This window comes from Streptomyces sp. NPDC041713 (assembly GCF_055591085.1).
The window spans coordinates 71451-87390 of record NZ_JBVIZY010000015.1 but is presented as its reverse complement, the minus strand read 5'-3'; the positions used below and the strand labels follow the sequence as shown (position 1 = coordinate 87390).

Sequence of the window (15940 nt, the reverse complement as noted above, 5' to 3'; positions counted from 1 at the left end):
CGGCGACCGACGTGCCGACGCCCGGCCGAGCGGCGGGGCCCAGACGACTTCCGACGCAGGGGAGAGACTGACTATGACCAGCCGACGGCTCGACGTCTGCCTCATCGGGGCCGGGCCCCGCGGGCTCTCGGTCCTCGAACGGCTGTGTGCGAACGCCGCGTCGGCCGCGCCGCAGACGGCGGTCACCGTGCACGTGGTCGACCCGTTCCCGCCCGGTGCCGGACAGGTGTGGCGCAGTGACCAGTCCGAGCACCTGCTGATGAACACGGTGGCCTCCCAGGTCACGATGTTCACCGACGAGAGCGTGGAGCTCCGCGGGCAGCTCTCGCCGGGGCCCAGCCTGTACGAATGGGCGCGCTTCCTCGTCCTCATCGGCCCGATGGACGACCGGCACCACGACGAGCGCGTGCTCGCCGAGGCCCGCGCGCTCGGACCCGACTCCTACCCCTCCCGCGCCTTCTACGGCCACTACCTGCAGTGGGTCTTCCAGCGCGTGGCGACGACGGCCGCGGGTCTGCTGACCACCGTCGTGCACGAGGCCCGTGCGGTGTCCCTGTCCGACGCGACCGGCACGGCGGACGGGCCGGACGGCGCCGCCCAGAGCGTCCTGCTCGACGACGGCACGCTGATCGAGGGGCTCGACGCCGTCGTCCTCGCCCAGGGGCATCTGCCGGTGCGCCGCTCACCCCGCCAACGTGAACTCGGCGGCTTCGCACGGGCGCACGGCCTCGGTTACGTGGCGCCCGCCAACCCCGCCGACGTGGACCTCTCACCCGTACGGCCGGGCGAGACGGTCGCGCTGCTCGGGCTCGGCCTGAACTTCTTCGACTACATGGCGCTCCTGACGCTCGGCAGGGGCGGCAGGTTCGAGCGCCGCGGCGAGGAACCCGGGGCCGGGCTCGTCTACCGCCCTTCGGGCCGCGAGCCGCGCCTGGTCGCGGGGTCCCGGCGGGGCCTGCCCTTCCACTCGCGCGGCGAGAACCAGAAGGGCGCGCACGGCCGCCACGAGCCCGCGGTCCTGACCCCCGAGGTGATCGGGGACCTGTGCGCGCGGTCCCGGCTGGAGGGCGGCCTCGACTTCCGCGAGGTGCTGTGGCCGCTGGTCGCCAAGGAGGTCGAGACCGTCTACTACACCGCCCTGCTCGCCGGCGAGGGCCGCCCCGTCGACGCCGCACGGCTGCGCGACCGCTACCTGGCCGCCGGGCCGGACAGCGACCGGGAACGGGAGGCCCTGGACGCGTACGGCATCCCGGCGGCGGACCGCTGGGACTGGGATCGTATCGAACGGCCTTACGTGGGGCGGGAGTTCGGCGCGCCCGAGGAGTTCACCCGGTGGCTCATGGGCCACCTCCGCGAGGATCTGCGGGCGGCTCGGGCGGGGAACGTGGCAGGGCCGCTCAAGGCCGCGCTCGACGTCCTGCGGGATCTGCGCAACGAACTCCGCATGATCATCGACCACGGTGGCCTGACGGGCCGTTCGCACCGCGAGGACCTGGACGCCTGGTACACGCCGCTGAACGCCTTCCTCTCCATCGGGCCGCCCGCCCGGCGCATCGAGGAGGCCATCGCCCTGATCGAGGCCGGTGTGCTCCGCGTGCTCGGCCCCGACACCCGGGCGGTGGCGGACGAGTCCACGCGGGCGTTCACCGTCGAGTCGGCCGCCGTGCCCGGCTCGCTGACCCGGGCGACCACCCTGATCGAGGCACGGCTGCCGGAGATCGACCTGCGAACGACCGCCGACCCGCTGCTGCTGCGGCTGTCGCAGGACCGCCAGTGCCGCCCGCACGAGGTGACGGACCCCGACGGATCCGTGTACGAGACGGGCGGAGTCGCCGTCACCGACGCGCCGTTCCACCTGATCGACGCGGACGGCAGACCGCACCCGCGGCGCTTCGCCTTCGGCGTGCCCACCGAGTCCGTGCACTGGGCGACCGCGGCGGGCATCCGGCCCGGCGTGAACTCCGTGACGCTGCAGGACTCCGACGCCGTCGCCCTCGCCGTACTCGGCCTGGTCCCGGACGCCGACCGGCACGACGAGATGATCGGAGAACTGACGCGGTGACCCGCACCCCATCCATCATCGACGCGGGGCTCCTCAGCCCCGTCCGCGCGGGTACGCCCGCCGAGGCCGCGACGTCCGACGGCGCCTGGCTGCAGGCCATGCTCGACGCCGAGGCGGCCCTCGCCCGGGCCCAGGCCGCGCTGGGCACCGTCCCCGTGCGGGCGGCCGGGACCATCACCGAGCTGGCCCGCGCCGACCTCCTCGACCTGCGCGAACTCGCCCGGCTCGGCAGGGGCGCCGCCAACCCGGTGGTCGCCCTGGTGCAGGCGTTCACCCGGCTGGTGGCCGACAAGGACCCGGCGGCCGCCGATCACGTGCACCGCGGCTCCACCAGCCAGGACGTCTTCGACACCGCCCTGATGCTGGTCGCGGACCGCACCCTCGCCGTCCTGGTGGCGGACCTGGAGCACATCGCGGGGTCGCTGCGCGCGCTGACCGAGGAGCACATGGGCGCCCTCATGGCCGGGCGCACCCTCGCGCTGCACGCGGTGCCGACGACGTTCGGCCTCAAGACGGCGGGCTGGCTGACCGCGGTGCGCGAGGCGACGGACCGGCTGCGGGCGCTGCGCGACGGCGGCCTCGTCGTCCAACTGGGCGGCGCCGCGGGCACCTTGGCGGGCTACGTCGAGTACGAGAGGCTGCGGCTCGGCGGACAGGGGAGCGAGGGGTACGCGCGACGCCTGACCGAACGGTTCGCCGCGGAGACCGGCCTGAGCGCCCCGGCCCTGCCCTGGCACAGCAACCGCCTGCCGGTCGCGGCCCTGGCCCATGAACTCGCCCTGGCCACCGGGGTCCTCGGGAAGATCGCGGTGGATGTGCAGTCCCTGGCCCGCACCGAGGTCGCCGAGGTCGCGGAGCCCGCCGCGGCGGGCCGGGGCGTCTCGTCGGCGATGCCGCAGAAGCGCAACCCCGCGCTCGCCACCCTGATCCGCTCGGCCGCCCTGCAAGTCCCCGCGTACGCCGGTGTGCTGACGCACGTGATGCTGTCGGAGGACGAGCGCTCGGCCGGTGCCTGGCACGCCGAATGGCAGCCGCTGCGCGAGTGTCTGCGGCTGGCCGGCGGCGCCGCGCACACCTGCCGCGAGTTGGTGGCGGGTCTTGAGGTGCGGCCCGAACGGATGCGGGAAAACCTAGGCATCACCGGTGGGCTGATCGTCTCCGAGCGGCTCGCGGCCGTACTCGCGCCCGTCCTCGGCAAGGCGGCCGCCAAGGACGTCATGAGCCGGGCCGCACACGAGTGCGCCACCTCCGGCCGCGCACTGTCCGAGGTGCTGGCCGGGGTGCCGGAGGTCGCCGCGCGCTTCGATCGCGGGAGGCTCGACGAGCTCCTGGATCCGGCCGGATACACGGGCGCCGCCGCCGAGTTGGCGCACGAGGCCCTGCGGCTGACGGCCGCACCCGCCGCCTCGACGCGCCGGGCCGCACCCGCCGCCTCGACGCGGCCGGGGGAGGGGGCCGCGTGAGCCGCGCCGAGTTGTTCGTCGGCTCCCTGCTGAACGCGGTGGCGCGGCCGGCCCCCGCCCTCGCGGGCCGCCTGGCCTTCGCGCTGTTCCGCACTCCGGTGCGGCGCGGCAAGGTCCTGCCCGCCGAACGCGCCGTCCACGAGCGCGCCACAACCGAGGAGTTGACGGTCAACGGCAAGCGGGTGCGGGTGTACCGCTGGGGCACCGGCGAGCGCCCGGTTCTCCTGGTGCACGGCTGGCAGTCCAGGGCCTCGCGGTACGCCGCGTTCGTGCCGTACCTGGAGGCGCTCGGCCTCACCCCGATCTCCTTCGACGCCCCCGGGCACGGGAGTTCGGGCGGCCGTGCCACGACGATCCTCGAATACCGCGAGATCATCGGCCGGCTCCAGCGGACGTACGGCGCGTTCCACTCGGTCGTCGCGCACTCCCTCGGCGCCACCGCCGTGCTCCTCGCGCTGCGCGGCGAGGTGAAGGCCGGGCGCCTGGTCACGGTCGCCGCGGTGAAGGACTTCGGGCACTTCCCCGACGCGTTCGCCCGGATCCTGGGGCTCGGCGAGGGTCTGCGCGAGGACCTGTGCGACCGCATCGAGCACCGTCTGTTCGCCGAAGTGACCGATCCCTGGAAGGAGTTCGACGCCACGTGCCGGCCGGAGGAGATCGACGTGCCGATGCTGATCATCCATGACACGGACGACGACATGGTGCCGGTGGCGCAGGCCCGCGCGCTGAAGGCGGCCCACGGGGACCGGGCGGAGCTGGTGGTCACCAGCGGGCTCGGCCACCGGAAGATCCTCGGCGAGCCGGCGATCGTCGACACCGCCCTGGAGTTCATCGCCCGGTAGCCCGGTAGCCCGGTAGCCCGGTAGCCCGGTAGCCCGGTAGCCCGGTAGCCCGGTCGACCGCTGTCCGTGCCGGTACGCCCTTTTAAATGAACGCACGGTCGTTTAGTTTTACCTGGCACCCGATGCGGCTGCGGATCCGACCACGAAGGGACCACCCATGACCACCAGTTCACCTCCCTCGCCCGGGGCAGGGCAGAGGGACGTCGCAGGTGTCGGCGACGAGCAGGCGCACGAGGCGGGGGCCGGCGCGTCGGCGTCCGCGAAGCTCGCGCTGTTCGTCGCCTCCGGTGCCACCTTCCTCGCCGTGCTCGACACCACGGTCGTCAACATCGCCTTCTCCGACCTGCGCGCCGACTTCACCGACGCCTCCCTGTCCCAGCTGACCTGGGTCGTCACCTCGTACACCGTCGTGTTCGCCGCGCTGCTCGCGGTCGCGGGCCGCGTCGCCGACGTCATCGGGCGCAAGCAGCTGTTCCTCTGGTCCACGATCCTGTTCACCCTCGCCTCGGTGCTCAGCGGGTTCGCGGGCGGCGTGCCGATGCTCGTCGGGGCGCGGGCGCTGCAGGGCGTCGGCGCCGCCGGCATGATCCCCTCGGCGCTCGGCCTGGTCCTCCAGCACACCCCGCCGGCCCGCCGGCAGGTCGCCGTCGGCGTCTGGGGCGCGGTCGGCTCCATGGCCGCGGCCGTCGGGCCGAGCCTCGGCGGACTCCTCGTGGACGTGTGGGGATGGCGCAGCGTCTTCCTGATCAACCTGCCGATCGGCCTCGCCATCGTGGCGATCTCCGCCCGCCTCGCCGGTGACACGCCGAGCGGACGCAAGCTGCCCGACCCGGTCGGCACGCTGGCCCTGGCCCTCGGCATCGGCGGTGTCGTCTTCGGCGTCACGCAGGGCACCGAGTGGGGCTGGGGCAGCGGCAGGGTCCTCGCGCTGATCGTCGGCGGCCTCGTGCTCGTCGTCCTCGCGCTGCTGCTCTCCTCGCGCCGGGCCGAGCCCGCCATCGAGCTGGACCTGTGGCGCAACCGCACCTTCGCCGCCACCAACGTCTCCTTGCTGCTCTTCGGCGCGGCGATGTACTCCTACCTCCTCAGCTCGCTGCTCTTCCTCAACGCCGTCTGGGGCTACTCCGAGCTGAAGGCGGGCCTCGCCGTCACGCCCGGCGCCTTCAGTGCCGCGCTCGGCGCGATCGTGGTGGGCCGCAGGGTCGGGGCGCGCTCGCAGTGGGCCGCGGTGGCCGGCGGCTCCCTGCTCTTCGGTGTCTCCTGCGCCGCGATGTACCTGCTGCTCGGCACCGAGCGGCAGTACGCGGCCGTCTGGCTCCCCATCGGGATCCTGGGCGGCCTCGGCATCGGTGGTGCGCTGACCGCCATCTCCAACGCCGCCACCGCCTCGCTCGAACCGCGCCGCTTCGCGTCCGGCACCGGCCTGCTGATGACGACCCGCCAGATCGGCGGCGCGCTCGGCATCGCGGCGCTCGCGGTGATCCTCGAAGGCCACGACGTCCTCGACGACACCGGGTACCTGCAGGTGTTCCTCGCCTGCGCCGTCGGCTCCGTCGCGGCAGCGGTGGCGACCCCCTGGATCCGCGCCCGCGCGCAGTAGGCGTCAGGCGTACGGGTGGCCGGTCCTCGCGGGCCGGCCACCCGCCCCGTACCCCGTAAGCCCGTAGCCCGTAAGCCCGTACCTCCCCCCCCTGATGCCCGCCCCCCGATCCCCGCAGTCCAGATCGACGACGACGTGAAGAGAGAGCCATGCCACCCATCGACCGGTCCGACCGAGCCGCCGCGCGCGTGGAGCACTCGCTCCTCGCCGAACTGCAGCCGGTGGTGGAGGAGAACCTGCACCGCCACCACGGGGTCGCCAAGGAGTGGTTCCCGCACGAGTACATCCCCTGGAGCGAGGGCCGGGACTTCGAGGGCCCGCTCGGGGGCGCGGCATGGGAGCCCCGGGAGGCCACCCTGCCGGAGGTCGCCCGCACCTCGCTCGTGGTGAACCTGCTGACCGAGGACAACCTGCCCGGCTACCACTTCGCGGTGGCCGAGTTCGGCAGGGACGGGGCCTGGGGCACCTGGGTCAACCGCTGGACGGCCGAGGAGGCCAGACACGGCACCGCGCTGCGCGACTACCTCCTGGTCACCCGGGCCGTCGACCCGCGTGCCCTGGAGCGGGCCCGGATGGCGCACATGGAGGCGGGTTACGACCGCCCCGACGGCTTCAGCGCCGTGCACGCGATCGCGTACGCCGCCTTCCAGGAGCTCGCCACCCGCATCTCGCACCGCAACACCGGCCACGTGAGCACCGATCCGGTCTGCGACGCCCTGCTCGCCCGGATCGCCGCGGACGAGAACCTCCACATGGTCTTCTACCGCAACCTCGTCGAGGCCACGTTCGAGCTGGCGCCCGACACCGCCATGGAGGTGGTCAGGGACGTCGTGACCGGATTCGAGATGCCCGGCTCCACGATCAAGGACTTCGGGCGCAAGTCGGCGGAGATCGCCATCGCGGGCATCTACGACCTGCGGCTGCACCACGACAACGTGGTCATGCCGATCCTGCGCAAGCTGCGCGTCTTCGAGCGCGGCGGGCTCGGCCCGGCGGGCGAGGCGGCCCGCGAGGAGCTCGCCGCCTTCCTGGCGAAGCTGGACGCCCAGGCCACGTCCTTCACCGACCGGCGCGAGGGCATCCGGGCGTCCCGCGCCAAGCGGGCGGCCGCCCTGGCCTCTTGACGGGAGCGCCGCGCTCCCGAGGACCCCGCACTCGCGCAGAGGACCCGCACTCGCGCAGAGGACCCCGCACTCGCGCAGAGGACCCCGCACTCCCGAGAACCCTCCGTGACGGCACCAAGACGGCACCAACCGGCGAACAGGACAAGCTCATCAGTACCGACAGAGTTCAACTGTCCCCGTACCAGCGTGACATCTGGTTCGCGGAGTACCGGGCGCCCGGCAGCCCGCAGTTCAACGGTGCCGTCTACGAACGGTTCACCGGGGCCGTCGACGGTGAGCTCCTGCGCGCGTGCTTCACCCGCGTCCTGGAGCGGCACGACACCTTCCGGCTGCGGTTCGACGACGCCGACGGCGTGCCGTGCCAGTGGCTCGCCGACGCCCTGACCGACGACGGTGAACCCGCGGTCGACCTCGTCGACCTCTCCGCGGAGCCCGACCCCGAGGCGGCCTGCCGCGCCTGGCGCGAGCGGGCCATGGCCACCCCCTTCGAGCTGCGCGGCCGGCGCCTGTTCCGGGCGGCGCTGCTGCGCGAAGGGGACGACGCGGTGCAGCTCTTCCTGAAGGGGCACCACCTGCTGCTCGACGGGCGCGGCGCGGAGGTCCTGCACACCGAACTCGTGGAGGACTACGCGCGCCGGGCCCGGGGGCAGCAGCCACGGGACCGCGGCCCCGCCCCGTCCGTGCTCGCCGCCGTCACCGGCCGCGACGACTACTTCGCCGGCCAGGAGTACGCGGACGACCGGACGCATCACCGCGCCGAACTGGCCCTGATGGACCCGGACTTCTTCGCCCGGCGCGTCCCGCCGGGCGGCTCCTCCTTCGGGCTGCACTCCTTCACGCTGCCGGGCGCCGTGGTCGAGAGCATCAAGGAGAGCGGCAGCACGCCCTTCGCCTACCTCGCGGCCGCGCTCGGCACCTGGCTCGCCCGCGTGCACCGGTCCGCGCAGGCCGTGATCGGCGTACCCCTGCTCAACCGGCGCACCCGGGCCGAGCTGACGGCTGTCGCGCAGTACGCCAACACTCTGCCGCTGCGCATCGAGATACCGGAGGGGAAGCCGCTCGCGGGCGTCGCCGCAAGCGTCCAGGAGTCGGTGGACGCACTCCAGCAGCACCAGCGGCTGCCGATCGGTGACCTGCTGCGGGAACTGCCCGCGGACGGGTCCAAGGAGCGCAGGCTCTTCGACGTCACCCTCTCCTACATGACGCTGCGCAACCCGCTGCCGCTGGACGGCGTGCGGCGCGGGGGAGTGTCCTTCACGGCTCCGCCGCACGACCAGGAGGCGCTCGCCGTCGCCGTCGTCGGCGCCCGGGGCAGCTCGGACCTGCGGGTCGAAGTGCGGTACGCCACCGACGTGTTCGACGACGACCTGTCCGTCACCTCGCTGGTGGAGCACCTGACGGCACTGATCGCGCACGGGCTCGACAAGCCCGAACTGGCCGCGGACGAGCTGCACATGCTCGGCGCCCGCGAGCAGGAGGACCTCCAGCGCTTCGCCCGGGGCCCGCGCGTGCCGTTCGCCGACCACACGACCCTGCACGCCCTCTTCGAGGAACGGGCGGTCCGCCACCCCGGCCGTACGGCCGTGCTCGCCGCCGACGGCCAGGACAGCATCGACTACGCCGAACTCGACGCCCTCGCCAACCAGGTGGGCCGGTCGCTGCGCGCACGCGGCGTGGGCCGGGACGACCGGGTCGCCGTGCTGATGGAACGCGGCCCGCGGATGCTCGCGACCCTCCTCGGCGTCCTCAAATCCGGCGGCGCGTACGTCCCCGTCGACCCAGGGCATCCCGCGGCGCGCATCGGGCACATCCTGCGGGACAGCGCCGCCAAGGTCGTCGTCACCGACGCCGGCGCCCCCGCCGACCTGCCGGTGCCGGCGGGGACGCCCGTGTGCCCCGTCGACGACCTGACGCGGGGTCCCGCGGACCGCCTGGAACCCGTGTCGGGCCCCCGCGACCTGGCCTACGTCATCTACACCTCCGGCTCGACGGGCCGCCCCAAGGGCGTGATGGTCGAGCACCGGTCGGTGGTCAACCGCCTCGCCTGGATGCAGCGCGCCCTGCCGATCGGCCCGGACGACGTCCTCCTGCAGAAGACCCCCATCTCCTTCGACGTCTCGGTGTGGGAACTGTTCTGGTGGGCGATCGAGGGCGCCCGCGTGGCGCTGCCGCCGCCCGGCGCGGAGAAGGACCCGCGCCGGCTCCTGCGGACCATCGCCCGGCACCGCGTCAGCGTCGTACATTTCGTGCCCTCCATGCTGGGCCCCTTCCTCGACCTCATCGAGGAGTCGCCCCACCACCGCGACCTGGCGGGCTCGCTGCGCCACGTGGTCTGCAGCGGAGAGGCACTGCCCCCGGGCCGCGTCGACCGGTTCAACCGCGTCTTCGCCGGTCTCGCGCAGGCCCCGACGCTGAGCAATCTGTACGGGCCGACCGAGGCGACCGTCGACGTCAGCGCCCACACCTGCCCGGCCGACCCGGAGCGGCCCGTCACCCGCGTCCCCATCGGACGCCCCATCGACAACACGGAGTTGTACGTCGTCGACGCGGGCGGCGCGCCCCAGCCCGTCGGCGTACCCGGCGAACTGTGCATCGCGGGCGTCGGGCTCGCCCGCGGCTACCTCGGGCGGCCCGACCTGACCCGGGAGGCGTTCGTCCCCGCGCCGTTCGTCGAGGGCGGCAGGCTCTACCGCACCGGCGACCTCGCCCGCTGGCTCGCCGACGGCACCCTGGAGTACCTCGGCCGCATCGACGGCCAGGTGAAGATCCGCGGCAACCGCGTCGAGCCCGGCGAGGTGCGGGACGCCCTGGCCCGGATAACCGGCGTACGGGACGCCGCCGTCGTGGACCGCACGTCGGAGCGGCGCGGCACCCATCTCGTGGGTTACTACACGGGCGACCACGACCTTGACGCGACGGAGGCCAGGCGCCAACTGGCCCGGGAACTCCCGGACTTCATGCTCCCCGCGCACCTCCTGCGGATCGACGCGATACCCCTGACCCCCAACGGCAAGCTGGACCGGCGCGCACTGCCGGAGCCGGACGCGGGCCACCGCGAGCCGGGTGCCGCGCCCCGCACCGAGGTCGAGCGTGTCCTCGTCGGCATCTGGGCGGACGTGCTCGGCGTGGCGCGGGTCGGCATCCACGACGACTACCACGCGCTCGGCGGCGACTCGCTGCTGATGCTGCGCCTGCGCGCCGACGCCGAGCGGCAGGGCGTCCACTTCGCGCTGAACGACCTCGTGCGCCACCCCACGATCGCGGCCCTCGCCACCCACGCCACCATGGGGCCCGCGGGGCCCGCCGCCGAGCTGCCGCCCTTCGCGCTCGTCTCCCGCGTGGACCGGGCCCGCCTCGCGGACGCCGTCGACGCCTGGCCCCTCAGCCGCCTCCAGCTGGGACTCGTCTACCACAGCCGGCAGAGCGAGCGGTCCGCCGTCTATCACGACGTCTTCCGCTACCAGCTGGCGACGGCCTGGGACGAGCCGCGCTTTCGCGCCGCCTTCGCGCGGCTCGTCGCCCGGCACCCCGCGCTGCGCTCCACGTTCGACCTCGGCGGATTCACCGAGCCCCTGCAGATCGTGCACGCGGGCGCGGAATCGGGCGCGGAGTCGGGCGCGGCCGGTGGCCTTGAGGTGGTCGACCTGCGTGGCCGCACCGGGCGGGAGGCCGAGGCCGAGATCCTCGCGCACGTCGAGCAACGCCGCTTCCACCGTTACGAGTTCGGGGACGCGCCGCTCCATCTGTTCCGGGCCCATGTCCGCGAGGACGGCGTCGACCTGGTCCTGAGCTTCCACCACGCGCTGCTCGACGGCGGCAGCGTCGCGAGCCTCATCAGGGAACTCCTCCAGGACTACCTGCACGCGCTGGGCGGGAACATCGGCCCCGTCACCGACGACGCTCCGCCCGCCGCCGCCCATCACGTGCGGGGCGAGCGCGACGCGCTGGCCGACACCGCGGCGCGCGAGCACTGGAAGGCGGTGACGGCGGGGGCCGAGGCGCTGCGGCTCGACGGCTTCGGGCCCGCCGAACCCCCGCGCGAGGAGGGGGCGGTGATCCGGCTCGTCCCCCTTCCCGACGAGGTCGTCCACGGCGCCCGCGCCCTCGCCAGGGAGCAGGCCCTGCCGTTCAAGTCCCTGCTGTTCGCCGCGTACGCCCTGACGCTGCGGCTGTTCTCCGGTGCGGCCGACTTCACCACCGGTCTGATCACCCACAACAGACCGGAGCGCGCGGGCGCCGAGCGGATGGCGGGGCTCTTCCTCAACACCGTGCCCATCAGGGTCGGCGGCCCCGCGTCCGTCGGCTCCGAGCAAGAGTCCGGGGGCAGTTGGCTCGATGTCGTACGGGAGCTGTTCCGGCAGGAGCGCGTAGGCCACCCCCACCAGCGCTACCCGCTCAGCGCCGTCCAGGAGGACCACGGCGCCCCGGTGCTGCACACGGCGTTCAACTACGTGCACTTCCACGTCCTCTCCGACGTGCTGGGCCTGCCCGGCCTGCGCCTCAAGGAGTTCACGGCCTGGGAGGAGACCGACTTCCAGCTCCTCGTCAACGCCTTCACGCACCCGGTCGACGGCACGGTGACCCTGCGCGTCGACGGCGACGGGCGCGGCATCACCCCGGCCCAGGCCCAGCTCTTCGGCGACACCTGCGCCGAGGTGCTGCGCCGGATCGTCACCGAGCCTGACGAGCGGCCCGACTTCGGCTTCCTCACCGAGGGACTCGCTACGGAGCCCGAGCGCACAGGTGCCGGTGTGACGGGCGACGGCGTGACGGGCGACGACGCGGTGGGTGACGATGCGGTGGTCGACGACGCGGTGGGCGCCGGCGCCTATGACGAGGACGTGGTGCGTCTCTTCAGGCGGCAGGCCGACCGCACACCTGGCACGCCGGCCCTGTCCGACGGCGAAACCACCTGGACCTACCGCGAGTTGAGGGACCACGCCGAACGGGTGGCGCGACGGCTCGTCGCCATCGGCGCCCGCCCCGGCGACCGTATCGCCACCGCCATGGACCGCTCCCCGGAGACGATCGCCGCCATCCTCGGCACCGCCATGGCCGGTGCCGCGTGCGTGCCGCTGGACACCGGCTACCCGGCGGCCAGGATCGCCGCCATGGTGGAGCTGGCGCGGCCGCTGCGGATCATCGCCCACCGGGCGGACGCCGGTCAGCTCGGCGACCCCGCGCTGTTGCTGACGGCGGAGTCACTGTTCGACACGGAGACGCTCGCCACCCCGGAGGCCCCGGAGGCGCCAGAGACCCCAGAGACCCAAGGTACCTCCGAGACCCCCGAGACCCCGGAAGACTCCCGCGCGGCGCCTCCCGCCGACCCCCTCGACCCGGACAGCCCCGCGTACATCCTGTTCACCTCCGGCTCCACCGGCCGCCCTAAGGGCGTGGTGATGCCGCACCGTTCGCTCGCCAACCTGATCGGGTGGCAGATCCGGGCGGCCAGTTCGGCCGCGGGTGAGCCCACCGCGCAGTACGCGCCGCTCAGCTTCGACGTCTCCTTCCAGGAGATCTACTCCACGCTCTGCTCGGGCGGCACCCTGTGCCTGGTGCCGGAGGAGGAACGGCGGGACATGCCGGCGCTGATCAGGCTGCTCGACCGCGAGGGCGTGGCGCGGATCTTCCTGCCGTACGTCGTCCTGCAGCAGCTCGCCGAGGCCTCCGCCGCACTCGGTCTCGTGCCGCGGGGGCTGCGGGTGATCTGCTCCGCAGGGGAGCAGTTGCGGGTCACCGACGACATCCGGACGCTGTTCGCCGCACTGCCGGGGGCGATCCTGGAGAACCAGTACGGACCGACCGAGTCACACGTGGTGTCCACCCACACCCTGGCCGGCGACCCGGCGGCCCTCCCGGCCATCGTCCCGATCGGCACGCCGCTCCCCGGCACCGGCGTGCTGGTGCTCGACCCGTCGGGCCGCCCCGTGGCGACCGGGGTGAAGGGCGAGCTGTACCTCACGGGTGTCGCGCTCGCCGACGGGTACCTCGGCGAACCGGCGCTGACCGAGGAACGTTTCGTACTCCTCGCGCGGCCCGGCGGCGATGTCGGCGCCTACCGGACCGGTGACCTGGGGTTCGTGCTGCCCGGCGGCGCCCTCGTGTACGCGGGCCGGGCCGACGCTCAGGTGAAGGTCCGCGGCTACCGCGTCGAGCCGGCCGAGGCCGAACTCGCCCTCGTACGGCTCGCGTCCGGGCCCGCGGGCGCCGGCGTCAAGGAAGCGGCCGTGGTCGCGCGACCCGATGCGGACGGGGCCACCGAGCTCGTGGCCTTCCTGGTCGGCGACCCCGCCGCCACCGATCTGGCGGCGCTGGGCGGCTCGTTGCGCGCGCTCCTGCCGGAGTTCATGGTGCCCCGGCACTTCGCGTGGCTGCCCGCGCTTCCGCTGACACCGAGCGGCAAGAGGGACGACAGGGCGCTGCGGAGCCTGCCCCTCGGCCGGACCGGCGCGGCGGACGACCGGCCCGCGCCCAGGGACGGGTACGAACGGACCCTGGTGGAGCTGATCGAGGGCCTGCTCGGCGTCGACGGCGTGGGGCTCCACGACGACATCTTCGCGCTGGGCGCCACCTCGCTCACCACCATGCGGCTCGTGGTCCTCATCGAGCAGCGGTACGGCGTCTCCGTCCCCCTCTCGCGGTTCGTCTCGGCGCCGACCGTGGCGGCGCTCGCGGAGCTCCTGCGGGCCGGGGGAGCCCGGCTCTCCTTCGACCCCCTGGTGCCGATCCGCGGCGAGGGCGACGGAAACCCGCTGTTCCTCGTCCACCCCATGGGCGGCAACGTCCTCTGCTACCTGCCGCTGGCCCGCCATCTGCCCGCCGGCCGGCCGCTCTTCGCCTTCCAGGCGTCCGGCGGCGACCCGGGCACCGAGCCGCTGCGCTCCGTCCCCGCCATCGCCGCGAGCTACATCGAGGCGATGCGCAGGGTGCGCCCCGAGGGCCCGTACACCGTCGGCGGCTGGTCCTTCGGCGGCTTCGTGGCCTTCGAGATGGCGCGCCAACTGCGGGCCGCGGGCCACGAGGTGGCGGAGACGATCCTCCTGGACACCGTGGCCCTCGGCCCCGTCGAGGAACGGCAGGGGTACACCGACGAGGCGCTGCTCGGCTGGTTCTTCTGGGAGCTGCTCCTGCTCGGCCGCGGTGGCGACTCGCCGCTGGAGGCCATCCCTGCCGAACTCGCCACGCTCAAGCAGAAGTTCGACTTCATCGCGAGGACGGCCGCGGACGAGGGCATCCTGCCCGCGGACAGCGACGGCTCGCTCGTCGGCCGGCTGTTCGGGGTGTACGAGGCCAACTGGCGCGCCACCCAGGACTACCGGCCCACCCCCGGCGCCGACGACATCACCCTCGTACGAGCCACTGAGCCGCTGCCTCAGGTGCTGCGGGCGATGCACGGCGCGGGCGGCACGCAGCACACCGACCCCGTGAACGGGTGGCGCTCCCTGACCAGCGGCCACGTGAAGGTCGTCCCCGTACCCGGCGACCACCTTTCGATCATGGAGGAGCCGTACGTGGCCGATGTGGCGGCAGCGATCGCCGGACCGAGCGGCCCGAGCGGACCGAGCGGACTGGCCGGATCGAGCACCACCGACAGCAGTCAGAACACCGAGAGCACCGAGAGCACCCAAAGCACCGCCGAGAAGGGACACCCCCGTGTCTGAACGCACCGCCCCCCGAGCCATCGTGATCGGCGCCGGCATCGGCGGCCTCGCGACCGCCCTGACCCTGCGCCGCGTGGGCATGGAGGTGGAGGTCTACGAACGCGCCCCCGAACTGCGCCCCGCGGGCTTCGGAATCTCCGTGATGAGCAACGCGGTGGCCGCTCTGCGCGCCCTGGACATCGACCTCGGCCTGGAGAAGCGCGGGCAGACGATCCTGCACACCGGGATCATGACCGACAAGGGCCGCACGCTCCGCTCGCTGCCGGTCGAGACGGCGGGCGACCGGCTCGGCGCCCCGAGCGTCGCCATGTACCGGGGCGACCTCCAGGAGGCCCTGCTGGACGCGCTCGGTGGCCTGCCCGTACGGACCGGCGCGGTGGCCACCGGCTACACCACCACGGGCGACGGCGTACGCGTCACCTTCGAGGACGGCAGGGAGGCCACCGGCTCCGTCCTGATCGGCGCCGACGGCATCAACTCCGCGATCCGCGCCCAGATCACCGGGAGCGCGCAGACTCCGACCTACGGTGGCTTCCTGTGCTGGCTCTCCGTGACGCCGTTCTCCCACCCGAGGATCACCAAGGGGTTCAACGCCCACTACTGGGGGCTCGGCCGCAGGTTCGGCATCCACGACGTGGGCAAGGGCCGCGCCTACTGGTGGGGCACCGTGAACATGCCGGCCGAGGCCGCCCGCACCTGGGACGGCGACAAGGAGCGGATCACGCGCGCCTACGCGGGCTGGGCGGACGAGGTGCGCGAGGCGATCAGGACCACGCCGGCCGAGGACATCGTCGCCGTACCGGCGCAGGACCGGCCGTTCCTGGAGAACTGGGGGGACGGACCCGTGACGCTCCTCGGGGACGCCGCCCACCCCATGCTGCCCAGCCTCGGCCAGGGCGGCAGCACCGCCATCGAGGACGCCGTGGTCCTCGCGCAGTGCCTGGCCGCACGCAAGGACGAGGACCCGGTCGCGGCCCTGCGCGCGTACGAGCGGATGCGGCGCGAACGCACCAGGGAAATGGTGGAGGTCTCCCGCAAGTTCGCCGCCTTCGAGCAGCTGGAGAACCCCGCCCTGCGCGCCGTCCGCGACGTCTATCTGCGCTGCGCCCCCCAGTCCGTGCTGTTCAAGCCGTTCCAGCGGGCCCTGACCCCCCAACTGCTCGACGCATGACCCACCGACCCACGGGA

At 73.6% G+C, this 15940-nt stretch carries 7 protein-coding genes; all 7 read left to right on the top strand.

What is annotated here, in order from left to right; translation table 11 throughout:
- Positions 1–73: 73 nt before the first annotated feature.
- The 7 genes from ACZ6CV_RS32575 to ACZ6CV_RS32545 all read left to right on the top strand — a co-directional run bounded on the left by ACZ6CV_RS32575 (position 74) and on the right by ACZ6CV_RS32545 (position 15923).
- Positions 74–2062 (top strand): FAD/NAD(P)-binding protein, encoded by a 1989-nt coding sequence (locus ACZ6CV_RS32575; RefSeq protein ID WP_469254850.1) that lies wholly within the window; start codon positions 74–76, stop codon positions 2060–2062.
- The gene (locus tag ACZ6CV_RS32570; protein WP_469254849.1) at positions 2059–3525 is read left to right on the top strand and encodes a nitrosuccinate lyase; all 1467 of its coding nucleotides are present in this window, start codon (positions 2059–2061) and stop codon (positions 3523–3525) included. The genes ACZ6CV_RS32575 and ACZ6CV_RS32570 overlap by 4 nt, the downstream gene beginning before the upstream one ends.
- Complete coding sequence (locus ACZ6CV_RS32565) at positions 3522–4367, top strand: alpha/beta fold hydrolase (protein ID WP_469254847.1); 846 nt, start codon at positions 3522–3524, stop codon at positions 4365–4367. Before ACZ6CV_RS32570 ends, ACZ6CV_RS32565 begins: the two co-directional genes overlap by 4 nt.
- Before the next feature lie 157 nt (positions 4368–4524).
- On the top strand, positions 4525–5967 hold the full coding sequence (locus ACZ6CV_RS32560; RefSeq protein ID WP_469254845.1) for a DHA2 family efflux MFS transporter permease subunit: 1443 nt from the start codon (positions 4525–4527) through the stop codon (positions 5965–5967).
- Between the two features lie 149 nt (positions 5968–6116).
- Complete coding sequence (locus ACZ6CV_RS32555) at positions 6117–7091, top strand: acyl-ACP desaturase (RefSeq protein WP_469254843.1); 975 nt, start codon at positions 6117–6119, stop codon at positions 7089–7091.
- Positions 7088–14752 (top strand): amino acid adenylation domain-containing protein, encoded by a 7665-nt coding sequence (locus ACZ6CV_RS32550; RefSeq protein ID WP_469254842.1) that lies wholly within the window; start codon positions 7088–7090, stop codon positions 14750–14752. The genes ACZ6CV_RS32555 and ACZ6CV_RS32550 overlap by 4 nt, the downstream gene beginning before the upstream one ends.
- The gene (locus ACZ6CV_RS32545) at positions 14745–15923 is read left to right on the top strand and encodes an FAD-dependent monooxygenase (protein ID WP_469254840.1); all 1179 of its coding nucleotides are present in this window, start codon (positions 14745–14747) and stop codon (positions 15921–15923) included. The genes ACZ6CV_RS32550 and ACZ6CV_RS32545 overlap by 8 nt, the downstream gene beginning before the upstream one ends.
- The last annotated feature ends 17 nt before the right edge of the window (positions 15924–15940 follow it).

Bases quoted from the DNA above. Each gene is read 5' to 3' on its own strand.
- ACZ6CV_RS32555 (WP_469254843.1), top strand. From the start codon at position 6,117: ATGCCACCCATCGACCGGTCCGACCGAGCCGCCGCGCGCGTGGAGCAC.
- ACZ6CV_RS32575 (WP_469254850.1), top strand. From the start codon at position 74: ATGACCAGCCGACGGCTCGACGTCTGCCTCATCGGGGCCGGGCCCCGC.
- ACZ6CV_RS32560 (WP_469254845.1), top strand. From the start codon at position 4,525: ATGACCACCAGTTCACCTCCCTCGCCCGGGGCAGGGCAGAGGGACGTC.